We start from the raw sequence: 24,064 nt of genomic DNA on the forward strand, positions 1-24,064 counted from the left end.
CTTATAAATCGTTTTAGTGTGTCAGCCTATAGGCGATGCTATCCGCCGCCGCTGTAAGTACCTGCACTGCCACATAGTATTAAAGTTTTTTCTGATAGTACGGTATTGCAGATTTCATGCATTGTATTAGCTATATTATTAACTAAAAATTTATAATAATTATATTATTCAATTATTATATCTTTAATCCGTTAATTTAATAAACCACCGGCGCAAGCCGATAAGAAAACTAAACCTATGCGCAAAATTTTATTAGCCATTGGCTTACTCGTGATTGTTACGGGCTGCCAAAAAAACACCTCGCAATCTGTCTTTTCAAACTCACAAAATTTAGCCGGGCACTCAACCGAAGTTGATTCGTTAAAGGCGTATCTGTCTAAACTCACCTCTATCGATCCCAGTCAGATCAGTTATGAAGCCGACACCAAACAGTTTGTTGCTTTTGGGAAAAACCAAATTAGCTTTGATGACATAACCGCCCTTTATAACAAATGGCCAATAAACGTAAAGGCTAAAGGTTTATCAACCAATATGGTTGCGCCGCCTGCTGACCCCTGCGGCGATTGCAGCGGAACTCCTCCTCCTGTTACACCCGCGCCTGCACCTACAGTTCCGCCCTATACAAACCCGGGCGATTCATTGCTCAGTTATTCTAATACCTTACTTACTTATAACTTAACATCCAAAACTATTAGTGATGATGGTACCATGAAGCCATTTTACACAGATGTTACCCAGGGCGCAGTAATAAGTTACAGCATTGCAGTAACCGGAAGCAGCGGCGGTACACTAAGCGGCACAACGCTTAACGTGCCTTACAACCAATCGCAAACTGTTAAGGTAACGGTTAAAATCTCGTTGCCTCATGACCCTGCAACAGGTAAGGTTTCCAAATTTACTTTGAACGCGACGCTTGAACTTTTTACGGGGAATATACTAACACCATCGGGCATTCCGGGATATGGAATTTCGATAACTGAAAAAAACGTAAAACCTACGGATATTTTTTCGACGCAAACATTTGATTTTACGCTGCCGGTAGCATCGCCAAGCCTTAACGGAACACATTTTTGCATGTATTGGAATAATGCATCAAGCGGATCGAACGAAAAGGAAATTGCCGACCCTGTATATACAATAGCAGTACAGGGACTGCCTACCACTTCGGGCACTACTGTTACCGAACAAACAGGCCCGATAATATATTTGTACAGGATGTTTTCGGCACCAGCCGGTGAGCACTTTTATACCACTTCCAATGTGGAAAAAAGCCAGCTTTTAAATCAACCTCATCAGTACTTTTCCCCAAGCTTTTGGTCGTGGCTGTTTGGAAGCCAACACCCCAATAACTATTGGACACAAGAAGGAAACATAGGCCGTGTATACAACTACCAGGCTAAGGGTACAGTGCCGTTGTACCGCCTTTATAATGGTACCGAACATATGTTTACCATCAATCCCTCTGAACGGGATAATATTATATCAACGTTAGGCTATCATTCGGAAGGTATTTCAGGATACGTTTATTCTACCCAGGTAGCCGGTAGCCAACCCATATATAGGTACCGTGGAACCAAGTCTGCAGGTCATTTCTTCACCACCAGTTATACTGAAATTAATGATGGCAGCGCCGCGGGTTTTGCGTACGAAGGTATAGCCTATTACGATTTGCCTTAATTAACACCGCTTACCAACAGTTTGTAAAAACTCTTTTAATAAAATTCACATTGCGTTATCACCGGAGGCCTCAAAAAAGAGGTCTCCGGCTATCGCAAACACTTCCCCCCTTTAGCGCAAGTGTTGTGCGGCTGCGTGTTGGAGGGTCACTTGCAACTTCCTTTAAACAATCATAGCACAGGTGAGCCAACGCTTAAACCTTTACTCAACACCTGCGCTAAAACGTATTAGCATCTTCCGCCTTTACACATTTTAATGTTCGCGCTAAACCGTTTCAGCATTTATACCAAAGGTGCCGTACTTGGGTTTGTTTCCCCGCGTTCGCGTTAGGGATGGCAGCGGATACAGGCCCATGAGCGTAATGCCTGCAGGCGTATGAGCGTACAGCCCGGCCCGCAGGGAACGCCCATTTTAGTAGCAAGTAGTAAGTATCAAGTAGTAAGATTTTTTTGGCTTATGCGGGGCTTTTAGTATCAGGTAGTAAGTATCGGGTAGCAAGACTTTTTTTGGCTGATCTGCGCGGAGGTGAGGGGTAAATTGTAAACGCTAAATCCGAAATCCGAAAATAAAAAAATCCGAAATCGAACATCCGAATTCCGAAATCGCATTTGAGTTTAAAGCGCGTTAAATTGCTAATAATTATAGCTAACTTTAAAACGACTAACAAAATATGGTTTTGAATATGGGTGAATTTTCGCAATCAAATGATATTATTTTTTATAGTACCCCCGCAGGCAATATAAAAGTTGAAGTGATTTTTAACGCCGAAACATTTTGGCTTACGCAAAAGCGTATGGCCGAACTTTTTGGGGTAGAAGTACCGGCAATAAGTAAGCATTTGAAAAACATTTTTGAAAGCAATGAACTCGTGGAGGCTTCAGTTGTTTCCAAAATGGAAACAACTGCCAGTGATGGTAAAAATTATTCTACGGCATTTTATAACCTCGACGCTATAATAGCGGTTGGGTACCGGGTAAACAGTTTTGAAGCCACGCAATTCAGGATCTGGGCTACCAAAACCCTGCGCGAATATATTATCAAAGGCTTTGTGCTTGACGATGAACGCTTAAAACAAGGTAAACCCCTGGGTAAAGATTATTTTGATGAGTTACTGGACAGGATTAGGGAGATACGTGCCAGTGAAAGGCGCTTTTACCTGAAAATAACCGACATATATGAACAATGCAGTATAGATTATAACAAAGACGCCGACATAACCCAGAAGTTTTTTAAAACGGTGCAAAACTATGTCCCCTCGGGGTCTCTTTGAAAAAGGACCCTGAGGGCGCGTGCCTGGCGATGAACTATTTGGATACAACAGGCACCATCCCCTCAGGTTCCTCGTTGAGAGAACCCGAGGGGACAAAAAATCTGCACATCCGAAATCCGCACATCTGAAATCTGCACATCCGAAGTCGGCACATCTGAAATCCGCACATCTGAAATCTGCACATCTGAAATCTGCACATCTGAAATCTGCACATCTACTCCCCCCTCGCCCATCCTATCATTTTATTAACTGTGGCGAGGCCGAGTTTGAGGCGGGCGGCTATTTGGCGCTGACTTAGGCCCTGGGCGTGAAGCTGGGCCACCTGGTTGGCATTGCGGTCGCGCAGTTGCTGGGTGCTGGTAAGCAGGTGGTCAAGCTCGTGGCAAGTACCCTCGAAATTGAATTGCAGGAAACTGTCGCGCCGCACCAGTTTGCATTGAACCACGTTTTCGGCGCCGTAGGTTTCCTGGGTGCTGCGCTGTTTTATTTGTTTAAGGTATCGGTAGCCGGTCCACTTGTTGCTTTCGCCGATGGCAAAGGCGCTATCGGCAAAGTTGATGAGCATTTTGCTGCCCTGCAAATCGTTGCGGCTAATGGGCATGGCGGGGTTGCGCTTGGGGGTATGGGCCAGCACCAGGATGCTGAGGCCGTGGCGGGTTTTAAGGTATTTAAGCTGTTTCATGAGGGGCAGGGCCTCGTTGGCTCGTTCGGTACCCTTGCGCATGCAGGTAATGTTATCGATAATGAGCACGGTGGCGCCGGTGGTTTTAATGCCGCGGGTGAGGGCCTCGATCACATCGTCGTTAAAGCGGGTGGTGGGGCTGTAGTGTTTGTATAGCTGGTTGTATTCGCCGCGCATAAAATTGTCGCTGAAGCGGAAGGTGCCGCGCGCGTCGGTATAGCGTTGTTCAAACTGTTTGCCGGCCAGTTCAAAATCGATGTACAACACCGGGCTGGGTTCGGCATTCATCTCGAAGCCGGGAATGGCCTGGCCCGCGGCAATGCTTTGGCCCAGCTGCACCGCCAGGATGCTTTTGCCCATATTGGTATCGGCAAACAGGATGCACAGCTCGCCCTGCAGCCAAAACCTGCCGAACAGCATTTGCGGCGTTTCGGCCTCCTGCTCCATAGCCATCCACTGGTTGGCCTTATAAATGTGGAAGAGCGCGTTGGGGGTATACGGGTCGGCCTCCACGTGGTCGAAGGCCAGCTGATCGGCCGAGGGGCCTTTCGGGGTTTTGTTTTTTTCGGTGAATTGTAGGTTAAGCATATTAGTTTGCAGTTTTGAGTGGGCAGTTGGCAGTTCGGGTTGCGGGAAGGAGTTGGGGTGTAGTTGGCAGATGGTAACGGAAGGCGCGATGCCATAAACCCCGCCAGCCACCTACAAAAACCCGAACCCAGCAACCCGCCCCCCGAACCCGACCCTCACAAATTTACCACGCCCCACCAACAAAAATGGTGACACAACTTTGTCAGTAACCTAACAATACCAGACCCCAAAATTGCGCCCCCTTTTTTCTGATAACCTCTGATGGATTTTCCTACTCAGGCCCCGCCAAAAACAGCCCACCCCCAAACCCCGGTACCCGAAGGGTGCATATTGGCAGCATTAAGGGTAACCGATAGTGGCCTGATGATAGCAGATAAGGAGCTGACAAGGTGCCGGCAGGGATACCCTATTCCCCTGTGCTATTTCGAAGATTGATGGATTATAACATGGTTATGCCTGCGAACGGAGGCGTTGATCAGCCTGTGAATTGCATGTTCTATGATTGCCCGAACACTTAACCTACTGATTGCAAACAATATAAGTGTTCGCCCCCGAACACCCGAACGGTATAGTATCTAACCGAACACCAATGACTAATGACAGCGCAGCGAAATGACCAATGACCAAACTTCCTGAACACAAAAAAGCCCTTGACTGTTTCCAGCAAGGGCTTGATTTAAGATTTGGCACCGACCTACTCTCCCACGTTTTACCGCAGTACCATCGGCTCTGGCGGGCTTGACTTCTCTGTTCGGAATGGGAAGAGGTAGACACCGCCGATATAGGCACCTGAATATTTTTAATGTTGAGGTGAAAGCTTAAAGGTGAAGGGTGAAAGGTTTTTAATACCTTTTGCCTTTATCCTTTGGCCTTTCTGCCTTAACAATGACATATTATTGAAAGAAGTAATTAATCAGAGAAAACAACAATATTAGTGTGTTCATGGTTGATAGTTCATGGTTCATCGCACATATTACTATGAACTATGATCCATTTGCTATCAACCACTATTATTACCTGCTATGAGAAAGCTTCGGGCAATTAGTATCACTCGGCTATGATGTCACCACCTTTATACCTATGACCTATCAACGTAGTAGTCTGCTACGACCCTCAATGGAAGTCTCATCTTGTGGCTAGTTTCGCACTTAGATGCTTTCAGCGCTTATCTATTCCCAACGTAGCTACTCTGCAATACAGCTGGCGCCATAACAGATTCACCAGAGGTTAGTCCAACCCGGTCCTCTCGTACTAAGGTCAGCCCCACTCAAACTTCCAACGCCCACAACAGATAGGGACCGAACTGTCTCGCGACGTTCTGAACCCAGCTCGCGTGCCACTTTAATGAGCGAACAGCTCAACCCTTGGGACCTTCTCCAGCCCCAGGATGTGACGAGCCGACATCGAGGTGCCAAACCTCCCCGTCGATATGAGCTCTTGGGGGAGATCAGCCTGTTATCCCCAGCGTACCTTTTATCCTTTGAGCGATGGCCCTTCCATGCAGAACCACCGGATCACTATATCCGTCTTTCGACCCTGCTCGGCTTGTCTGCCTCACAGTCAAGCAAGCTTATGCTATTGCACTCCACGTACGGTTACCAAGCGTACTGAGCTTACCTTTGAAAGCCTCCGTTACCTTTTTGGAGGCGACCACCCCAGTCAAACTACCCGCCAAACAATGTCCTCCGCTGTGCAGAGTTAGACACCAAATACAGAAAGGGTGGTATTTCAACGTTGACTAACCAACTCCTAGCGAAGCTGGATCACAGTCTCCCACCTATCCTACACATCCTGTATCCGATATCAATGTTAAGTTGTAGTGAAGGTGCATGGGGTCTTTCCGTCCCGTTGCGGGTAACCGGCGTCTTCACCGATACCACAATTTCACCGAGCTCATGGCTGAGACAGCGCCCAGATCGTTACACCATTCGTGCAGGTCGGAACTTACCCGACAAGGAATTTCGCTACCTTAGGACCGTTATAGTTACGGCCGCCGTTTACCGGGGCTTCGATTCAATGCTTCGCCTTGCGACTAACATCCCCTCTTAACCTTCCGGCACCGGGCAGGTGTCAGGCCATATACGTCATCTTTCGATTTTGCATAGCCATGTGTTTTTGTTAAACAGTCGCCTGGGCCTTTTCACTGCGGCTTCCATTGCTGAAAGCGCCCCTTCTCCCGAAGTTACAGGGCCATTTTGCCGAGTTCCTTAGCCATGATTCACTCGAGCACCTTAGGATTCTCTCCTCGACTACCTGTGTCGGTTTACGGTACGGGTTTTTATAACCTGAAGCTTAGCGGGTTTTCTTGGAAGTCTGATTACCTGAACTATTACCGCCTCCGAAGATTTGGTATACTATCAGCTTTCAGCATGGTCTGCGTACTTAACTACAGTCCATATACCTACGGCCTTTAACGAACTATTCCGTCAGTTCGCGTCAGTGTCACTACTCCGTCACCGCATCGCAGTTATAAAAAGTACTGGAATATTAACCAGTTGTCCATCGGCTACGCCCTTCGGCTTCACCTTAGGCCCCGACTAACCCTGATCCGATTAGCGTTGATCAGGAAACCTTAGTCTTTCGGTGGGCGGGTTTCTCTCCCGCCTTATCGTTACTTATGCCTACATTTGCTTTTCTATTCCCTCCACAGTCGGTTGTCCCTCCTGCTTCGCCGGATAATAGAATGCTCCCCTACCAGATGCATTGCTGCAAATCCATAGCTTCGGTATACTGCTTGATGCCCGTTTATTATCCATGCCCGATCGCTCGACTAGTGAGCTGTTACGCACTCTTTAAATGAATGGCTGCTTCCAAGCCAACATCCTAGCTGTCTGTGCAATCGGACCTCGTTAGTTCAACTTAGCAGTAATTTGGGGACCTTAGCTGATGGTCTGGGTTCTTTCCCTCTCGGCCCTGGACCTTAGCACCCAGAGCCTCACTCCAGCGTATATTAATAAGCATTCGGAGTTTATCTGGATTTGGTAGGATTTGACTCCCCCGCACCCAATTAGTAGCTCTACCTCTTATTAACTCAACCGCCAGGCTGTTCCTAAAAACATTTCGGGGAGTACGAGCTATTTCCCAGTTTGATTAGCCTTTCACCCCTACCCACAAATCATCCGGAAACTTTTCAACGTTTATCGGTTCGGTCCTCCAGTACCTGTTACGGCACCTTCAACCTGTCCATGGGTAGATCACAAGGTTTCGCGTCTACCTCCCCTGACTATACGCCCTATTCAGACTCGCTTTCGCTTCGGATCCGTGTCTTAAACACTTAACCTTGCCAGGAAAGAGTAACTCGTAGGCTCATTATGCAAAAGGCACGCCGTCACAGATTGCTCTGCTCCGACCGCTTGTAAGTACACGGTTTCAGGTTCTATTTCACTCCCCTGTTCGGGGTTCTTTTCACCTTTCCCTCACGGTACTGGTTCACTATCGGTCTCTCAGGAGTATTTAGCCTTACCGGATGGTGCCGGCAGATTCCCACAAGGCGTCTCCGACCTCGCGGTACTCAGGATACCACTATCCTATCATTCATTACCCGTACGCAGCTGTCATGCTCTATGGCCGGGTTTCCCACCCCGTTCCGGTTTTGTTTGATTTTCATATTGTGGTCCTACAACCCCAATTATGCCGTAACATAATTGGTTTGGGCTTCTTCCCTTTCGCTCGCCACTACTCAGGAAATCATTATTATTTTCTCTTCCTCTGCTTACTTAGATGTTTCAGTTCAGCAGGTTTGCGCATTTATGCAATTAGTCTTCAACTAATTAGGTTTCCCCATTCAGAAATCTACGGATCAAATCTTATTTGCAAATCCCCGTAGCTTATCGCAGCTTATCACGTCTTTCATCGCCTCTGAGAGCCAAGGCATCCCCCGTGTACCCTTTCTTACTTTCTTCTACTTATACGCCTTTTGCTCGTATAGTATGCTTTTTGATTCTTGTTGCCGTTTTTAGTATCAAGTACTTAGTATCAAGTAGCAAGACCGAAGCCTTTCTCCTTTTTTACTTTTCCGCAATATTCAAAAGCCTGCAACAGTCCTCTATACTGTTGTCTTCTCTTTTTTATTACTTCTTCCAATATGTCAAAGAACGTTCGCGGATGTGCCGATTTCAGATTTCAAATGTGCAGATGATTTCTCATTTGCATATCTGCATATCTAACATTTGCACATCTACTGGTGGAGAATAACGGATTCGAACCGTTGACCCCCTGCGTGCAAGGCAGGTGCTCTAGCCAGCTGAGCTAATCCCCCTTAAGATGAGTTTGCAGTTTTGAGTTTGCAGTTTGCAGCCTTTTTTTACTGCCTACTGTGAACTGTTTACTACCCACTCGCAGCTTCGCTGCGCTTGTAGTCCCGAGCAGATTTGAACTGCTGACCCCTACATTATCAGTGTAGTGCTCTAACCAAGCTGAGCTACAGGACTATATTTCAGTTTGCAGTCTTTAGTTTGCAGTTTGCAGCTTGTACTGCTTTGTAGTTAGCTCTTGTTGCCAACTGCTAACTGCTCTTTACTGCCCACTGTGAACTGCCAACTGTGTCCCAGCTCACCTTTCGGCTTCGCTCCACATAGATGGCTTCATCTTTTGGGTTTCCTTTTTGTGTTTAATTATTGAATGACTGAATTAGTGAATTACTGATTTGTTGTTTTGTATTATATATAGCATATAACCTATTCAACTTAATCTAACTCAATAAACCAATCAACCAATTTTAAGAAATAATCATGTAGGTAACTTGTTACAATAACTGATGTATCGATACTGCTCCAGAAAGGAGGTATTCCAGCCACACCTTCCGGTACGGCTACCTTGTTACGACTTAGCCCCAGTTACCGACTTTACCCTAGGACGCTCCTTGCGGTTACGCACTTCAGGCACTTCCAGCTTCCATGGCTTGACGGGCGGTGTGTACAAGGCCCGGGAACGTATTCACCGCGTCATTGCTGATACGCGATTACTAGCGAATCCAACTTCACGGGGTCGAGTTGCAGACCCCGATCCGAACTGTGAACAGCTTTTGGAGATTGGCATCCTGTTGCCAGGTAGCTGCCCTCTGTACTGCCCATTGTAGCACGTGTGTAGCCCCGGACGTAAGGGCCATGATGACTTGACGTCGTCCCCTCCTTCCTCTCTATTTGCATAGGCAGTCTGTTTAGAGTCCCCACCTTAACGTGCTGGCAACTAAACATAGGGGTTGCGCTCGTTGCGGGACTTAACCCAACACCTCACGGCACGAGCTGACGACAGCCATGCAGCACCTAGTTTCGTGTCCCGAAGGACTTGAGCGTCTCTGCTCAATTCACTAACTTTCAAGCCCGGGTAAGGTTCCTCGCGTATCATCGAATTAAACCACATGCTCCTCCGCTTGTGCGGGCCCCCGTCAATTCCTTTGAGTTTCACCCTTGCGGGCGTACTCCCCAGGTGGAATACTTAACGCTTTCGCTTAGACGCTGACCGTATATCGCCAACATCGAGTATTCATCGTTTAGGGCGTGGACTACCAGGGTATCTAATCCTGTTTGATCCCCACGCTTTCGTGCCTCAGTGTCAATCTAACCATAGTAAGCTGCCTTCGCAATTGGTGTTCTGTGACATATCTATGCATTTCACCGCTACTTGTCACATTCCGCCTACCTCTAGTTCATTCAAGCTCATCAGTATCAAAGGCACTGCGATAGTTAAGCTACCGTCTTTCACCCCTGACTTAATAAGCCACCTACGCACCCTTTAAACCCAATAAATCCGGATAACGCTTGGATCCTCCGTATTACCGCGGCTGCTGGCACGGAGTTAGCCGATCCTTATTCTTACAGTACATTCAGCTTTGGTCACGACCAAAGGTTTATTCCCGTACAAAAGCAGTTTACAACCCGTAGGGCCGTCTTCCTGCACGCGGCATGGCTGGTTCAGGCTTCCGCCCATTGACCAATATTCCTTACTGCTGCCTCCCGTAGGAGTCTGGTCCGTGTCTCAGTACCAGTGTGGGGGGTCATCCTCTCAGATCCCCTAAACATCGTAGCCTTGGTAAGCCGTTACCTTACCAACTAGCTAATGTTCCGCATGCCCATCTTGTTCCTATAAATATTTGATTATAATACGATGCCATATCATAATGTTATGCGGTCTTAATCTCTCTTTCGAGAGGCTATCCCCCTGAACAAGGTAGGTTACATACGTGTTACGCACCCGTGCGCCACTCTCAAGAAAAGCAAGCTCTTCTATCCCGTCCGACTTGCATGTATTAGGCCTGCCGCTAGCGTTCATCCTGAGCCAGGATCAAACTCTCCATTGTAAAATGTCTCGTTTGTTCACTGACCCTATTATTAATAATAGAATCTGTATAATTATGTATCTTTATACAGTATCTAACATTTGTTTGTTATCATAACTCCTCTTACTCTTTTCCGCCTTGCAGCTTCTTTTTGTTTGAGTTGTTACTCTACATGATTTTCTATTTCTTAAAAGAACTTTCTCGCTTCATCATCCGAATCCGCTATATAATCTTTACAAGTTGCCTTGTCTGATTTGTCATTTTCATTACCGGAATCGCTCCGGCTTTTTAACTTCTTTTGCTCCTCAAAGCAACCCTCCGTTTGGGTCTGCAAAGGTAGTATTCCTTTTTACTTTTCCAAAACTTATTTTTTCTTTTTTTTGGAGACCCGAAACCGATCATTTTCACTTGATCTTCCTCTTCGATTGCGGGTTGCAAAGGTGCGAATTTTAATTTGATTTAACAAGTGATAATTTCACTCTTTTTGATCTTTTTTATATTCGCTAACTCTTCAAAAAACAACGCCCTTTTTCTGGAGCGGCCACAAATGTACACAGAAAACCACTTACCAACCAAGAGAAATTTTCAAATAATTAAAACAATTCTACAAGTAACTGTAAACTAACGTTAAATAAACCCCAACAGCACCCGAATATCTTATAAACAATAGCATATACCTAATTTGTATATTTACAAAGTATATGAATGAGCAACAGTTCCCCGATAATTTCCTGCAAACCTTAAGCGCAGAAAATGGATTTGACGAAGAAAATTTTATCCAGGCACATCAAATTACTGATGCACCTACCTCTATAAGGGTTAATCCTTTTAAGCGTCCATCCTTAAAAACAGATGAACAAGTAGCCTGGTGTAGCGATGGATTTTATTTAAACACCCGCCCATCCTTCACATTCGACCCACTTTTTCATGCCGGGTGCTATTATGTACAGGAGGCATCGTCGATGTTTATTGACCATATATTAAAACATATTCGCCCTAATATAGATGACACCATAAAAGTACTTGACCTTTGCGCTGCCCCGGGTGGCAAAAGCACACTCCTTAACTCGGCCATTAATGCCGACGATTTGTTGGTTGCCAACGAAATTATTAAAACACGCGTACCTGTATTAACAGATAACCTTAGCCGTTGGGGCCAGGCAAACGTAATTGTGAGCAATAATGATCCGAAAGACATTGGCCGGCTAAAAAGCTTTTTCGATATTATCCTGGTTGATGCACCATGTTCGGGCTCGGGCATGTTTCGTAAGGATCCGCAGGCAATGAACGAGTGGTCGGAGGCCAATGTGGAATTGTGTCACCAGCGGCAGGAACGAATCCTGGCCGATATGCTCCCAGCCTTAAAAGAAGACGGATACCTTATATATAGTACCTGCTCCTACTCGCACCAGGAAAACGAAGATATACTGGATTGGCTTTGCCTTGAATTTGATTTGGAAAGCATACGTATACCTATATATAAGGAGTGGGGTATTGTAGAAACGCAATCGCCCAATAAAAAGGCCTGGGGATATCGCTTTTATCCGGGCAAGGTTAAGGGTGAGGGCTTATTTGCATCGTGCCTTAAAAAGAGAACCAACACCGGCGAACTGGGCACCTTTAAAAACAACATGCATCAAAAAATAAGCAGTAAAGAAATTGACCAGGTGAAGGCATACGTTAACAACCCGGACGACTACTATTATTTTAAAGTGAACGAAGATTGGCTGGCGATTAACCGCGCGCATAAAGAAAGTTTGAATATTTTGCAACGGCACCTATACCTTAAAAAATCGGGTGTGAGGGTTGGTAAGTTAATGGGAAAAGATTTAATACCCGACCATGAGCTGGCTTTAAGTACTATTATTAATAAGAACGCGGTTTTGCAAACGGAACTTACCTACGACCAGGCTATTCAATACCTTCGCCGAGACAACATCGATCTAAACCCCATCGAAAAGGGCTGGAGCCTGATGAACTACAAGGGACAAGCATTAGGATGGGCTAAGCTACTCCCAAATAGGATTAATAATTATTACCCCAAAGAGATCAGGATATTTTCGAGCCCAAGCCCCCCAGCCCCCTGAAGGGGGAGTTTTTTATTGGCATAGCTGTACTTTTGTAATTTTTTGTTCCCCCTTCAGGGGGTTAGGGGCTTTTAATACTGCCCTATTGATAACAGCACCAGTGTACATGCATACTCTGTTTCAATTCCTTTTTCGTTGGCCATGCACCTGAGTTCAGAATTTTCGGTACCAGGGTTAAAGATGATTCGCTTGGGGTGTGTTTTTAATATATAGTCATATAACGGCGGTTGATTTTGCGGACCAACATATAAAGTAACCGTATCAATATCATTATGAATGGTTTCGGGCTTCTCGATAGGTACACCGGCAACCTCGCCTGTTTTTATGCCCACATTAACTATAGTATGGCCGCGACCAACCAGCCTGTTGGCTGCAAGATTTGCGTACCTGCCGGTGTCGGGCGTTGCTCCTAATATAAGTGTCTTTTTATCAGCCATTGATTATCCTGTTTAATAAAGCAATTTGGCCGGAGTGGTAAATATGATGCTGAATAAGTCCGTTAATCAATTCTTCATAGCTCACACCTGTTCCCATCTCGCGGTTCCGTTCGTCTTTTATCGGCTCATCCCATTGTTCCTGCGGGAAGTTCTGGATAACGCCAATCAAATTTACGTTCACCAGCTTTAAATCATCAACATAGTTTTGCCATTTTTGTTCGTCAGGCGCACCGGTTTCGGGCCAGTCGCCACTGGTGGGTATGCCAGCCGTAAGCCCATTCATCCTATCCATTACTTCTTCTGTCCAGGCTATCATGTGTAAAACAATTTCGGCTATGTTATGGACAGATCCAGGCGGCTTTTCGTAGGCGGTCTCGAAGCCGATGCTTTCTACTATATCATAAACAGGCGAACCATACCAGGCATCGCCAGATAGTATCTTTTGTAATTCGGCACTCAGTTTTTCAGAAATTGTCATACTAATATTTTTAAAGCGGCCAGCGCGCAGTTAACACCATCAATAGCAGCAGAAATAATGCCACCCGCATAACCGGCCCCCTCGCCACACGGAAATAATCCTTTAACCTGGGGGTGCTGCAAAGTTTCTTTATCCCTGGGAATTTTTACCGGCGATGACGTGCGCGACTCTACCCCCACCAAAATCGCCTCGTTGGTATAATAGCCCTTCATCTTCCTGCCAAAAGCTGGCAACGCTTTTTGCAGACGTTTGTGAATCCAACCGGGTAACACCTCCTTCAGTTCGGTACTCTTTGTGCCCGGCAGGTAGGAGTTTACGGGCAGATCATTTGACAAACGACCTTCCACAAAATCGACCATACGCTGACCCGGTGCAACCAGGCTGCCGCCGCCAGCTTTAAAAGCGGCGCGTTCCACCTCGTGCTGAAAGTTGAGCATTTTGAATGGATCGGTGTCATTGCCGGCCACATCTTCCATATTAATCTGTACTACTGTACCTGAATTGGCAAATGGGTTATTCCGCTTTGAAGGGCTCCAGCCGTTTACCACAATTTCATTTTCGGCGGTTGCACAGGGCGCTATAATACCGCCGGGACACATACAAAACGAAAATACGCCCCTATCCTCTACCTGCTCAACCAAATTATAATAGGATGGCGGCAAATCCGGACCACGGTTTTCGCAATGGTATTGGGCGCGGTCAATTATTTCCTGCGGATGTTCTATACGCACACCCAAAGCAAATGGCTTGGCTTCTATCAGTATATTTTGATGATGCAGCATTTCGAACACATCCCTTGCCGAGTGGCCCGTTGCCAGGATTACGGCATCAGCAGTCATTTTTTCGCCGCTGGCCAGTTTTACGCCTTTTATCTTGCCAAACTCAACCAGTAAGGCTGTCACTTTGCTATCAAACAAAAACTCGCCGCCTGCATTTAATATCGTTTCGCGCATGGCGGTAATAATCTGGGGGAGCTTGTTGGTACCAATATGCGGGCGGGCATCTATTAATATATCTTCATCTGCCCCATGGGCAACAAACATTTTCAGCACCTGGTTTACATCGCCGCGCTTGGTAGATCGGGTGTACAACTTACCATCCGAGTAGGTACCGGCCCCACCCTCGCCAAAGCAATAATTTGATTCGGGGTTAACCAGGCCCAGTTTGTTAATATTGGCCAAATCGCGGCGGCGTTGTTTAACATCTTTGCCCCGCTCCAGTATCACGGGTTTTAATCCAAGTTCGATGCATTGCAATGCAGCAAAAATACCTGCCGGGCCTGCGCCTACTATAATAACAGGGCGGCCAAACTGCACGTCGGGATAATTTACAGTAAAAATTTCGGGATTATAGGGCTCATCAATAAACACCTGCACCATCATGCGGTAAATCACTTTACGGCCACGGGCATCTATAGATCGTTTTAACACTTTTACGGCCGATAATTTCTGCGGCTGCATATTTAAAGCCGCCGCCGCAAGGCGTTTAATCACTGCCTCGTCTTCATGCTGCCCGGGAGGGCATACTATTTCAATTTCTTTTGTCATACGGTCGCCGGGTTTTTATCCCGGATTAAGGCAAAGGTAAGAAAAAGCACAATCCAAAAGCCCCCTCTAAATCTCCCCCGGTAGGGGAGACTTTTAAAGCCCTCCCTTCCGGGGAGGGTTGGCTGGGGCTCACTTTGTGTTCGCCTGTGCGTATCAACCGTCCGCTAACGAACAGTTTTAAAATATCGCAAATTTATAAATATCTAAAAATCAATCAATTACAAAATGGCACTTGGATTGGCATAGGCTTCTCAAATAAATACACAATACAATGACTACTGCCGACGAACGTTTACAGACAATTTGGGAAGGATGCTTACGCAACGAACGTAAAAGCCAGGAACAATTTTACAAACTATTTGCATCGCGGATGCTGGCTGTTTGCATGCGCTATGCTACCGATAAAGACGAAGCTCAGGATATACTGCAAGAAGGTTTTATAAAAATATTCAGGAACATGCAAAACTACCGTGGCGATGGCAGCCTGGAAGGTTGGGTGCGCCGTATTATGGTGCACGCAGCTATTTCGCGCTACCGCAAATTACGCCCGGTTGTGTTGGTTGAGGATTTTGCTGCCGATAGTGATATGCCTATCAGCAAAGCTTATAATGATAATGAGCTTGAAGCAAAAGATTTAATGAAGCTGATTCAAAAACTGCCTAAAACTTATCGCTCGGTATTTAATATGTATGCCATTGAAGGATACTCGCACCAGGAAATTGGCACATCGTTAGGGATGAGTGAATTGCTGTCGCGTACAACTTTACACCGCGCACGCACTGCCTTAAAAGAAATGATTGGTAAACTGACTACCCGCGAGGAGCATTGCTACGCGTAAAAACCTCCAGCCTCACCCTGCCCTCTCCAAAGGAGAGGGTTCTGATCAGTGGGGTGGCCAATCAGGCAAAGTGAAATTTAATTCCCTGTACCCCATTCTGAACTACCATAACCATCGCGGGCTTTCCAGTTGTATTTAATATCTAAAGCTTTCCAGGTTTCAGCTTTCCGGGTGGCTATCATCACAATCTTCTCGGCTGCCAGGGCGTCGTCATTCGTAATGGTGTCTATAGCGGTTATTTCATAGTCGCCCGAATCCAGTTTTCTTGAAGTGATATTCAATCGCGGCCTCGCGTCGGTTTCACTGTAATACTGCCGGTACTGGTAATAAGCTTTAATCAGTTCGTCGGATGTTTTAATATCCTTTCGTTTCGCTATCGTATCATTAAACTTGTCCGGCGGAATCTGCTTAAACGATTCAGCGCATGAACCAAAGAGTATCAGCAGAAACAACATCAAGCCCCCTCTAAATCTCCCCCTGAAGGGGGAGACTTTAATTACACTTGTTCTATCTAAATTCATCTGCACATCTGAAATATGTGTTTTGTCTTCATTTTCAAATTCGCTTCATCTGCACATCTGAAATTTGAAATCTGCACATCCGTGTTTTCATTTTCAAATCTTCAAATACTCAAATTTTCAAATTCGCTTCATCTGCACATTTGAAATCTGGAATCCGCACATCTGTTTAATTTCATTTTCAAATCTTCAAATACTCAAATTTTCAAATTCGCTTCATCTGCACATCTGAAATTTGGAATCTGCACATCTATTTATGTTTACTGCTCATATAATAAGTAATATCGCCGCCGTTCATGATATCGGCATGACTGATGAATAAACCATCCAGGGGTTTACCATTCAGCGTTATCTTTTGTACATACACGTTTTTGGCGCTTTGGTTTTTTACGTTGATGGTGAATTTTTTGCCGTTATCCAAATTGATAACACCACCGTTCACGGCCGGGCTGCCTATGGAATACTGATCAGATCCTGGCGCTACCGGGTAAAAGCCCAGCGTGCTGAAAATGTACCAGGCGCTCATCTGGCCTGTATCGTCGTTACCGCCCAAACCATCCGGGGTTGGTTTGTACATACGTGGCAATATCATCCGGATGCGTTCCTGTGTTTTCCATGGTTTATCCGTCCAATTGTATAAATAGGCTACGTGGTGCGATGGTTCATTACCATGTACATAGTTGCCAATGATGCCATCGCGGGTGATATCTTCCGTTTCGGCAAAGTATTTATCGGGCAGGTTCATGGTGAACAACGAATCGAGGTAACCTACAAACCGCTTGTTACCCCCCATGAGCGTAATCAGGCCTTTAGGATCTTGTGGAGCAAACAGGGTATAGTTCCAGCTATTGCCCTCAATAAACCCTTCGTTGATGGTGCTCAAGGGATCAAACTTTTGGCGGAAGCTGCCATCGACCAACCTGGGGCGCATAAAGCCTGCGGCCTTATCATATACATTTTTGTAATTTTCCGATCGTTTGATGAATTCGTTATAAACATCCATCCGGTTTAGCTTTTTGGCCATCTGGGCAATGGCCCAGTCGTCAAAGGCATACTCCAGGGTTGATGATACCGATACGCCGCTTTTTTCGTCGGGGATGTAACCTTTATCCATGTAGTCGCCTATACCCTCATAATCGCGGTGCTTTGCAGTGGCTACGCAGGCATCCAGCGCTTTGTTGGCATCAAAGTTTACATTTCCCTTTACAACGGCGTCGGCCAGTACGGCTACACTGTGGTACCCGCTCATACACCAGTTCTCGTTACCCGAGTTTGACCAGATGGGCAGCATATGCTCCGGACTTTGGTCAAAATGGGCCAGCATGCTTTGTACCATATCCGCATTCCTTTTGGGTTCAATAATATTAAACAGCGGGTGCAGCGCCCTGTAGGTATCCCAAAGCGAAAAAGTGGTATAATTGGTAAACCCTTCGGCCTTGTGTACATTTTGATCAAGGCCTTTATATTGCCCATCGGCATCCATATATACCGTAGGGTTAATCATAGCATGGTACATAGCGGTATAAAAGTTCTCTTTTATCTCTTTGTTACCGGCTATCTCTATTTTATGCAGTTCGGTTTCCCATAATTGCTGGCCGTCGGCTTTTACTTTTTCAAAATCCCAGCCAGGTATCTCGGTTTGCATATTATTTAAGGCACCGGCCATGCTCACCGGTGATAATGCAAACTTGATTTTTATTTTTTCGCCCTCTTCGGTTTTAAAATCAAAGTAGGCCCTTATTTGCTTGCCGGCAATTTCGGGGAAGTTTTTCACCCGGTTAAATTTGCCCCAAAAGCCACCGTATACTTCGCGCTGATCGTACTTTTTGTAGCCATGCTGAAAGAATGCTTTTGAAAAACTCATGGCAAAATATAACGACCGGGTGCGTGCCCAGCCATTAGTTTGGCGGAAACCAACAACGGTGCTATCATTAACAACCCTTAAATAAGTCCAAACGTTTTTATCCGGGTAGTTATAAATCCCGGCCATCAAATCTAATATAATATGCGACTGATCGGACTTAGGGAAGGTGTACTGGTGAAAACCAACACGTGCGCTGGTGGTCATCTCGGCCAAAATATTACTTTCGTCCAGTTTTACTTTGTAGTAGTTAGCCTGGCTCACTTCGTTCTGGTGCGAAAATGCCGAGCGGTAGCCGCTGCCGGGTTTATCGGCCGTACCGGGGTTAAGTTTTAATGCCCCAACTGTTGGCATAATTAAAAAGTCGCCCAGATCTGAATGGCCGGTACCGCTAAAATGAGTATGGCTAAAGCCAACTATGGTTTTATCATCGTACTGGTAACCGGCGCAGTATTTATATACATCGGGGTTGTATTTGCCGTTCAGTTCGTAGCTGGGAGTATCAGTCTCCGGACTCAATTGTACCATTCCAAAAGGAACTGTAGCGCCCGGGTATACATGTCCCATACGCTGGGTACCTATAATAGGGTTTACATATTGTACTAAATTTTCGGCAGTTTTAGTCTGTGCGGCTGCGCCAAGCGAAATAGCAGTAAAAAAAAGGCAGAGTGTCTTCTTCATTTTGTGGGTCGATGTCAACATTAAGCTTCAAATATAGGCTATAACAGTTAAATGTTTCGCTTAACGTGATAAATTCTGTACCTTGACATAATGTCACTAAACCATACCAGTTGTAACAACGGTATGCGTTTTGTAATCTAAATCAAAAACACACCTGTAAAACAACTTCAACCTATGAAAAAGTTACTTTCAGTAATATTAATTGCAGTAGCAGCCGTGAGCTTAAGCTCATGTAGTTATAACAGCATGGTTAAGCTCGACGAAACTGTTAAAGCTAAATGGGGCGCCGTCCAAAGTGATTACCAGCGCCGCAGCGATCTGATACCCAATCTTGTAAATACGGTTAAAGGTGCCGCTAACTTTGAAAAAAGCACGTTGACCGCCGTAATAGAAGCCCGCGCAAAAGCAACATCGGTGCAGGTTGACCCAACAAAACTTACACCCGAATCTATCAAAGCTTTCCAGTCATCGCAGGGCGAGTTAAGCTCGGCCATTGGCAGGCTGCTGGTTGTATCAGAAAAATACCCGGATTTAAAAGCGAACGAAAACTTTCGCGACTTATCTGTTCAACTGGAAGGAACCGAAAACAGGATTAACGTATCCCGTAAGGATTTTAACGATGCCGTAATGGAATATAATTCCAAAATCCGCTCGTTCCCGGCTAACATCACGGCCAAAATGTTTGGCTTCTCCGAAAAAGGATATTTCACCGCCGAACCCGGAAGTGAGAAAGCACCGAAGGTTGAGTTCAATTAATTAGTGAATTAGCGAGTTAGTGAATTAGTGATTTGAGCAGTTTAATTATTGAATGACTGAATTAGTGATTTGAACTACAGGGTAATTAGCGGTTTGAGCTATCGATTCGGATTGATCATTTTGTACTTAAAGAAATAATAATTCAGTCATTCATTAAATCACCCATTCACTAAATCACTAATTCAGTCATTCACTAAATCAGTCATTCACTAAATCACTAATTCACCCAATCACTAATTAAAAAGATGGCGGTATTTAACGAAGAAGAACAGCAACGTATCCGTAAGGCTATTGAGCAGGCCGAGAGCCGCAGCAGTGGCGAGATACGGGTTTGTATAGAAAAGAAATGCACCGAGGATGTGCTTGACCGGGCAGCGAAATATTTTTTTCAGCTTAATATGCACAAAACAGCCCTCAGACATGGGGTGTTGATTTATGTGGCCACTGTTGACCGAAAGTTTGCCATTATTGGCGATGCCGGGATTAACCAGGTTGTGCCTGCCGATTTTTGGGATACAACCAAGGAGGATATGCTGCAGCATTTTAAATACGGCGATATTGTTGAAGGTATTGTAACCGGCCTGCAAATTGCCGGCGAACAACTGCAAAAATATTTCCCGCACCATGCCGGTGATGTTAACGAACTACCCGATGATATCGCTTTTATGGATGGCGAATAACCTATAAACCTCATGTTTAAAAAACTCACGATATTTTTTAGCCTGCTGCTTTGCTCCGCGATGGCGTTTGCACAGGATTTTCCGGAACGGTCGACCACGCTGGTTACCGATTATACCAATACTTTGTCGGCCGATGATAAGCAAAAGCTGGAAAGCAAATTGGTTGCTTTTAACGATTCTACATCCACGCAAATAGCTGTGGTGATCATGAAATCAACCGGCAGTTATGATATTAACGACTATGGCCAGCAACTGCTGCGCAAATGGGGTATTGGGCAAAAAGAAAAGAACAACGGCATCCTGGTAATTGTTGCTATAAGCGACCGTAAAATGGCTATCCAAACCGGTTATGGCGCCGAAGGGCCATTGCCTGATGTACTTACCCAGCGCATTATACAGGATGATATGAAACCCCATTTTAAAGCGGGCGATTATTATGGCGGGCTGGATGCGGCTACAGACAATATTATAAAAGCTACCAAAGGCGAATTTAAGGCCGAAGCACAGGAAAACGACCAAAGCAGCGGCGGAGACGGCGCGGGAATCATCATCCTGATTGTGATAGTAGTTGTTATATTAATTATCATATTTCGTAACCGCGGCGGTGGTGGCGGCCGGCAAATTATCGACCGCAGGGGTGGCGCAAGCCCTTTCTGGTGGTTTTTGGCCGGCAGCATGCTTGGCGGCAGCGGCCGCAGCAGTGGGTCTGACTGGGGCGGTTTCTCCGGAGGAAGCGGAGGCGGTGGCGGTGGAGGCTTTGGCGGTTTCGGCGGCGGCAGCGGCGGTGGCGGCGGATCAAGCGGTAGCTGGTAGGTTTTAATTATTGATTTAGTGAATGAATGAATTATTGATTTGAGTTGCAATTTATTTATTGATTTATTAAACTCATGTATAGGAAAGATTATATACTCACCGAATTAGAAAAAATGGCTTTGGTTATTGCCCGGCTGTTGGGGCTTAAGGAGACTGGTAAAGCCGATGAGTTTATAAAGCTTGCTGATAGCACACTTTTAAATGAGTACAATATTAAGCTTCATGAAATACTTGAGCTTGACATTGATGCTTTTAAGTTATTGCTTGAACATAAAAATTACAGTGCCGACAAGCTGGATGCCTTAGCGCAATTACTATACATTTATAGCCTGCCTTTTACAGCAAATGCCGAACTTTTGCTGTCATTTAAAAAGATTTTGTTAGTTTACGATGTGCTGGAGCAACAATATCACCGGCAATCGTTTGAAAACATTAACAAGCGCAATACCATCTATCAATTTCTACAAACAAACTATGAGTAAAGATCTTACCTGGAAACTACTATCATCTACTTACATACATAAAGGCCCTTGGGCTACATTACGCGTTGATCGCTGTGAAATGCCCGATAAACGAATTGTTGAAGACTACTATGTTTTAGAATACCCAAGCTGGGTTAATGCGGTAGCGGTAACCGAAGACAATAAAATATTAATGGTAACGCAATACCGCCACGCAGCCGATATTATTTCACTCGAAATTCCGGGAGGCGTAGTTGATCCCGGGGAAGAACCCGTTCATGCCATCCGCCGCGAACTGCTGGAAGAAACCGGCTACCAGTTTGATGAATTTGAACTTATTTGCACCGTATATGGCAACCCATCAACCGCCAATAACCAAACCTTTACCTATTTTACCAAAGGCGGCAAAAAAGTACAAGGCCAGGAGCTGGATGATCATGAAGAGCTTATTGTCGAAGAGTATACTATTGAAGAAATAAAACAATTGCTGCTTGATAACAAAATAAAACAAGCCATGCATTGCGCCGGGTTGTTTTATGGGATGTTAAAACTGGGGGCGCTGTAATCATTCCGGGCAATTGCCTTTACGGCGGGTATCAACAACATAAATAATTTTCCAGCCCGCCGCAGTGCGCATCAGCTGGAAAACATCAACCCCGCAATGGCTAAAGGTTTTGCCCAGGTAAAATTTATAGGGTGTCCAAACGCTGGCTAGGTCGCCATCTATTTTTATGTCGTTAAAGGTTATCTGCTCGTCCCATATTTCTTTGTGAGGCGTGCCTACGGCTTTTATGAAATCATTGGGGTTATCTATGTTTAGTTCAACAGTACCATCCTTTTTATTGGCAACTCCTTCAAAAACAATGTTTTTATGAAAAGCCGACCGCAGCATGGTACTATCGCCTTTGCGCATGGCATCAAACATGGTGTTAATGGTTTGCTTTACAGCCTCCTTATCGGCTTGCTGGGCAAAGGTTTTGAGGGATGCAAAAAGGATGATGCTCAAAAAGAATATCTTTTTCATGTGATGGGATTTGACGACAATTTAGGTAAATTTATATATGCAGCCAATTCTTATAAAGAATACATATTTTGTATTTCGGGTTGATAAAGTTTATTTTGTAGAGATGCATAATTGCGTCTCCTTTATAATATTCAAAATTTGCACGGCCGATTTGCATGGTGTGATTTGCATGCGGGAGACGCAATTATGCGTCTCTACAATAGTTCAATTTGCAGCCATAACTATTTTCAAACGGCCATCTGTTTTACCACCCTCCTATGCGCCACCCTTTTCCCATTTTTTGACTTACCTTTTTTACGCTTACCCAGCCATATGATGAATCCGGTTATGGGTAACGAGGCGCAAATCAGACTGGCTAAAAAGGCAATGATTTTACCTGTAAGGCCCAGCACCTGGCCAACGTGTAAATCGTAATTCATGTTATTCATTTTCATGCCGGGGCTTTTTTGGGCATGGGTAGTTTTTTTGAGCATTTTGCCGGTATACTTTTCAAAAGTATACTCATCACTTTTATAATAATGCAGGCTTTGGGCGTAAGCGCTTATACCGATAGTTGCCGAAGCGGATGCGTCATCAAAAAGCAAAAACATTTCGGCCCGGGGCGACCCTGCCTGGGCGGATTCAAACGCTTTATCGATAACAAAACGCGAATCGGTTTTGCCTTTTAAAAGCGAATCGGATTTTAACACTGCTTTTTCTTCGGGATAGGCCTTGCCAAGGTTAGCTGTAGTATATATGCCTTCCCTCACCCAGTTGAAGGCTATAGCTAAACCGGTTATAGCTAAAATTATGGCAACGCCGGTAACATAAAAACCCAGTACGTTATGCAAATCGTAATTAACCCTGCGCCAGCGGCCGTTCCATTTTATGGTGAAGCTGCGCTTGCGGTCGGTTTTACGTTTAGGCCACCACAGGATGATGCCGGTTATCATGAGTACCACAAATATAATAACCGAAATACCCACCACCCGGCCGCCTATTTCAGGTGGCAATAACAGGTATAAATGAATGTATTCAACAATAATGAAAAAATTACTTTCCGGGTTTTCGGTGTGGGTAACCCGCCCTGTATAAGGGTTAAGGTATACATACAACATTCCCTTATCTTTTGGCAAATTCACCAGTACACCGGCCGGCCTGTCGGCCCCATAATAAAACATGTAGCTGGCCGTGGCGCCGGGATGTCCTTTCAAACCTTCGGCTTTCAGTACCGATGGCGGCAGGTAGGGTTTATACTCGTTTTTTACGTGGCGATAGTTGTGGATAGCATCCTGGATCTCGTCCTGGAAACAAAAGACACAACCGGTAATACTCACCAAAAACACCACCAGCCCGGATATAAAGCCGAGCCAGCGATGTATAAATAACATGACTTTTTTGAACGTCATA

At 45.3% G+C, this 24,064-nt stretch carries 18 protein-coding genes, 2 tRNA genes and 3 rRNA genes; 10 read left to right on the forward strand and 13 right to left on the reverse strand.

What is annotated here, in order from left to right; all coding sequences use genetic code 11:
- Nucleotides 1-237: 237 nt before the first annotated feature.
- Together PQ469_RS27890 and rhuM are read left to right on the forward strand one after the other, a co-directional pair.
- Nucleotides 238-1,677, forward strand: coding sequence for a lipoprotein (locus PQ469_RS27890; protein WP_274210606.1), 1,440 nt, complete (start codon nt 238-240; stop codon nt 1,675-1,677).
- Between the two features lie 670 nt (nt 1,678-2,347).
- Nucleotides 2,348-2,947 carry a RhuM family protein gene (gene rhuM / locus PQ469_RS27895; protein ID WP_274210607.1) on the forward strand — a complete coding sequence of 200 codons (600 nt, stop codon included), beginning with the start codon at nt 2,348-2,350 and terminating at the stop codon, nt 2,945-2,947.
- 214 nt (nt 2,948-3,161) lie between these two features.
- On the opposite strand, the gene PQ469_RS27900 is transcribed toward rhuM, so the two are convergent.
- Nucleotides 3,162-4,217: an AAA family ATPase gene (locus PQ469_RS27900; protein WP_274210608.1), complete on the reverse strand. Its 1,056-nt coding sequence runs from the start codon at nt 4,215-4,217 to the stop codon at nt 3,162-3,164.
- Nucleotides 4,218-4,478: 261 nt separating this feature from the next.
- On the opposite strand from PQ469_RS27900, the gene PQ469_RS27905 reads away from it, so the two are divergent.
- Nucleotides 4,479-4,652: a hypothetical protein gene (locus PQ469_RS27905; protein WP_274210609.1), complete on the forward strand. Its 174-nt coding sequence runs from the start codon at nt 4,479-4,481 to the stop codon at nt 4,650-4,652.
- Nucleotides 4,653-4,898: 246 nt separating this feature from the next.
- Here PQ469_RS27905 and rrf read toward each other — a convergent pair.
- The 5 genes from rrf to PQ469_RS27930 form a co-directional block, all read right to left on the reverse strand.
- Nucleotides 4,899-5,010: ribosomal RNA gene (gene rrf, locus PQ469_RS27910) — 5S ribosomal RNA — on the reverse strand.
- Nucleotides 5,011-5,239: 229 nt separating this feature from the next.
- Nucleotides 5,240-8,118, reverse strand: a 23S ribosomal RNA gene (locus PQ469_RS27915).
- A 280-nt stretch (nt 8,119-8,398) separates the two neighbouring features.
- Nucleotides 8,399-8,475 (reverse strand) — tRNA-Ala (locus PQ469_RS27920).
- 97 nt (nt 8,476-8,572) lie between these two features.
- A tRNA-Ile gene (locus PQ469_RS27925) sits at nt 8,573-8,647 on the reverse strand.
- Between the two features lie 346 nt (nt 8,648-8,993).
- Nucleotides 8,994-10,515, reverse strand: a 16S ribosomal RNA gene (locus tag PQ469_RS27930).
- The 16S, 23S and 5S rRNA genes sit together here with 2 tRNA genes alongside, the layout of an rRNA operon.
- A 680-nt stretch (nt 10,516-11,195) precedes the next feature.
- Between PQ469_RS27930 and PQ469_RS27935 the strand changes: the two genes are divergently transcribed.
- Nucleotides 11,196-12,581, forward strand: a complete 1,386-nt coding sequence (locus PQ469_RS27935; RefSeq protein WP_274210610.1) for a methyltransferase RsmF C-terminal domain-like protein — start codon at nt 11,196-11,198, stop codon at nt 12,579-12,581.
- 71 nt (nt 12,582-12,652) lie between these two features.
- On the opposite strand, the gene PQ469_RS27940 is transcribed toward PQ469_RS27935, so the two are convergent.
- From PQ469_RS27940 to PQ469_RS27950, 3 genes are read right to left on the reverse strand one after another with little or no spacing between them, the layout of a single operon-like run.
- Entirely contained in the window at nt 12,653-13,018 is a 366-nt protein-coding gene (locus PQ469_RS27940; protein ID WP_274210611.1) for a CoA-binding protein, read from the reverse strand.
- On the reverse strand, nt 13,011-13,496 hold the full coding sequence (locus tag PQ469_RS27945; protein ID WP_274210612.1) for a DinB family protein: 486 nt from the start codon (nt 13,494-13,496) through the stop codon (nt 13,011-13,013). Before PQ469_RS27945 ends, PQ469_RS27940 begins: the two co-directional genes overlap by 8 nt.
- Nucleotides 13,493-15,043, reverse strand: coding sequence for an NAD(P)/FAD-dependent oxidoreductase (locus PQ469_RS27950; RefSeq protein ID WP_274210613.1), 1,551 nt, complete (start codon nt 15,041-15,043; stop codon nt 13,493-13,495). The genes PQ469_RS27945 and PQ469_RS27950 overlap by 4 nt, the downstream gene beginning before the upstream one ends.
- 271 nt (nt 15,044-15,314) lie before the next feature.
- Here PQ469_RS27950 and PQ469_RS27955 point away from each other — a divergent pair, with 271 nt between their 5' ends.
- Nucleotides 15,315-15,881, forward strand: a complete 567-nt coding sequence (locus tag PQ469_RS27955) for an RNA polymerase sigma factor (RefSeq protein WP_090651624.1) — start codon at nt 15,315-15,317, stop codon at nt 15,879-15,881.
- Nucleotides 15,882-15,958: 77 nt separating this feature from the next.
- Here the strand turns inward: PQ469_RS27955 and PQ469_RS27960 are convergent, their stop codons facing one another.
- Together PQ469_RS27960 and PQ469_RS27965 are read right to left on the reverse strand one after the other, a co-directional pair.
- Complete coding sequence (locus tag PQ469_RS27960) at nt 15,959-16,336, reverse strand: hypothetical protein (protein WP_090651623.1); 378 nt, start codon at nt 16,334-16,336, stop codon at nt 15,959-15,961.
- 313 nt (nt 16,337-16,649) lie between these two features.
- Nucleotides 16,650-18,941 (reverse strand): GH92 family glycosyl hydrolase, encoded by a 2,292-nt coding sequence (locus tag PQ469_RS27965; protein ID WP_274210614.1) that lies wholly within the window; start codon nt 18,939-18,941, stop codon nt 16,650-16,652.
- Between the two features lie 174 nt (nt 18,942-19,115).
- On the opposite strand from PQ469_RS27965, the gene PQ469_RS27970 reads away from it, so the two are divergent.
- The 5 genes from PQ469_RS27970 to PQ469_RS27990 all read left to right on the forward strand — a co-directional run bounded on the left by PQ469_RS27970 (nt 19,116) and on the right by PQ469_RS27990 (nt 22,216).
- Entirely contained in the window at nt 19,116-19,697 is a 582-nt protein-coding gene (locus tag PQ469_RS27970; RefSeq protein ID WP_090651621.1) for a LemA family protein, read from the forward strand.
- Between the two features lie 245 nt (nt 19,698-19,942).
- Nucleotides 19,943-20,377 (forward strand): TPM domain-containing protein, encoded by a 435-nt coding sequence (locus PQ469_RS27975; RefSeq protein ID WP_274210615.1) that lies wholly within the window; start codon nt 19,943-19,945, stop codon nt 20,375-20,377.
- Between the two features lie 12 nt (nt 20,378-20,389).
- Nucleotides 20,390-21,190: a TPM domain-containing protein gene (locus PQ469_RS27980; RefSeq protein WP_274210616.1), complete on the forward strand. Its 801-nt coding sequence runs from the start codon at nt 20,390-20,392 to the stop codon at nt 21,188-21,190.
- Between the two features lie 74 nt (nt 21,191-21,264).
- Nucleotides 21,265-21,672 (forward strand): hypothetical protein, encoded by a 408-nt coding sequence (locus PQ469_RS27985; protein ID WP_274210617.1) that lies wholly within the window; start codon nt 21,265-21,267, stop codon nt 21,670-21,672.
- On the forward strand, nt 21,665-22,216 hold the full coding sequence (locus tag PQ469_RS27990) for an NUDIX hydrolase (protein WP_274210618.1): 552 nt from the start codon (nt 21,665-21,667) through the stop codon (nt 22,214-22,216). Before PQ469_RS27985 ends, PQ469_RS27990 begins: the two co-directional genes overlap by 8 nt.
- On the opposite strand, the gene PQ469_RS27995 is transcribed toward PQ469_RS27990, so the two are convergent.
- Both PQ469_RS27995 and PQ469_RS28000 read right to left on the reverse strand, forming a co-directional pair.
- The gene (locus PQ469_RS27995) at nt 22,217-22,675 is read right to left on the reverse strand and encodes a nuclear transport factor 2 family protein (protein WP_274210619.1); all 459 of its coding nucleotides are present in this window, start codon (nt 22,673-22,675) and stop codon (nt 22,217-22,219) included.
- Between the two features lie 227 nt (nt 22,676-22,902).
- Nucleotides 22,903-24,063: a PepSY-associated TM helix domain-containing protein gene (locus PQ469_RS28000; protein ID WP_274210620.1), complete on the reverse strand. Its 1,161-nt coding sequence runs from the start codon at nt 24,061-24,063 to the stop codon at nt 22,903-22,905.
- Between the last annotated feature and the right edge of the window lies 1 nt (nt 24,064).

It is taken from the genome of Mucilaginibacter sp. KACC 22773 (assembly GCF_028736215.1).
GTDB lineage: Bacteria > Bacteroidota > Bacteroidia > Sphingobacteriales > Sphingobacteriaceae > Mucilaginibacter.

Coding starts and splice junctions, on each gene's coding strand:
- PQ469_RS27890 (WP_274210606.1), top strand. CDS start 238: ATGCGCAAAATTTTATTAGCCATTGGCTTACTCGTGATTGTTACGGGC.
- rhuM (WP_274210607.1), top strand. CDS start 2,348: ATGGTTTTGAATATGGGTGAATTTTCGCAATCAAATGATATTATTTTT.
- PQ469_RS27900 (WP_274210608.1), bottom strand. CDS start 4,217: ATGCTTAACCTACAATTCACCGAAAAAAACAAAACCCCGAAAGGCCCC.
- PQ469_RS27905 (WP_274210609.1), top strand. CDS start 4,479: ATGGATTTTCCTACTCAGGCCCCGCCAAAAACAGCCCACCCCCAAACC.
- PQ469_RS27935 (WP_274210610.1), top strand. CDS start 11,196: ATGAATGAGCAACAGTTCCCCGATAATTTCCTGCAAACCTTAAGCGCA.
- PQ469_RS27940 (WP_274210611.1), bottom strand. CDS start 13,018: ATGGCTGATAAAAAGACACTTATATTAGGAGCAACGCCCGACACCGGC.
- PQ469_RS27945 (WP_274210612.1), bottom strand. CDS start 13,496: ATGACAATTTCTGAAAAACTGAGTGCCGAATTACAAAAGATACTATCT.
- PQ469_RS27950 (WP_274210613.1), bottom strand. CDS start 15,043: ATGACAAAAGAAATTGAAATAGTATGCCCTCCCGGGCAGCATGAAGAC.
- PQ469_RS27955 (WP_090651624.1), top strand. CDS start 15,315: ATGACTACTGCCGACGAACGTTTACAGACAATTTGGGAAGGATGCTTA.
- PQ469_RS27960 (WP_090651623.1), bottom strand. CDS start 16,336: ATGTTGTTTCTGCTGATACTCTTTGGTTCATGCGCTGAATCGTTTAAG.
- PQ469_RS27965 (WP_274210614.1), bottom strand. CDS start 18,941: ATGAAGAAGACACTCTGCCTTTTTTTTACTGCTATTTCGCTTGGCGCA.
- PQ469_RS27970 (WP_090651621.1), top strand. CDS start 19,116: ATGAAAAAGTTACTTTCAGTAATATTAATTGCAGTAGCAGCCGTGAGC.
- PQ469_RS27975 (WP_274210615.1), top strand. CDS start 19,943: ATGGCGGTATTTAACGAAGAAGAACAGCAACGTATCCGTAAGGCTATT.
- PQ469_RS27980 (WP_274210616.1), top strand. CDS start 20,390: ATGTTTAAAAAACTCACGATATTTTTTAGCCTGCTGCTTTGCTCCGCG.
- PQ469_RS27985 (WP_274210617.1), top strand. CDS start 21,265: ATGTATAGGAAAGATTATATACTCACCGAATTAGAAAAAATGGCTTTG.
- PQ469_RS27990 (WP_274210618.1), top strand. CDS start 21,665: ATGAGTAAAGATCTTACCTGGAAACTACTATCATCTACTTACATACAT.
- PQ469_RS27995 (WP_274210619.1), bottom strand. CDS start 22,675: ATGAAAAAGATATTCTTTTTGAGCATCATCCTTTTTGCATCCCTCAAA.
- PQ469_RS28000 (WP_274210620.1), bottom strand. CDS start 24,063: ATGACGTTCAAAAAAGTCATGTTATTTATACATCGCTGGCTCGGCTTT.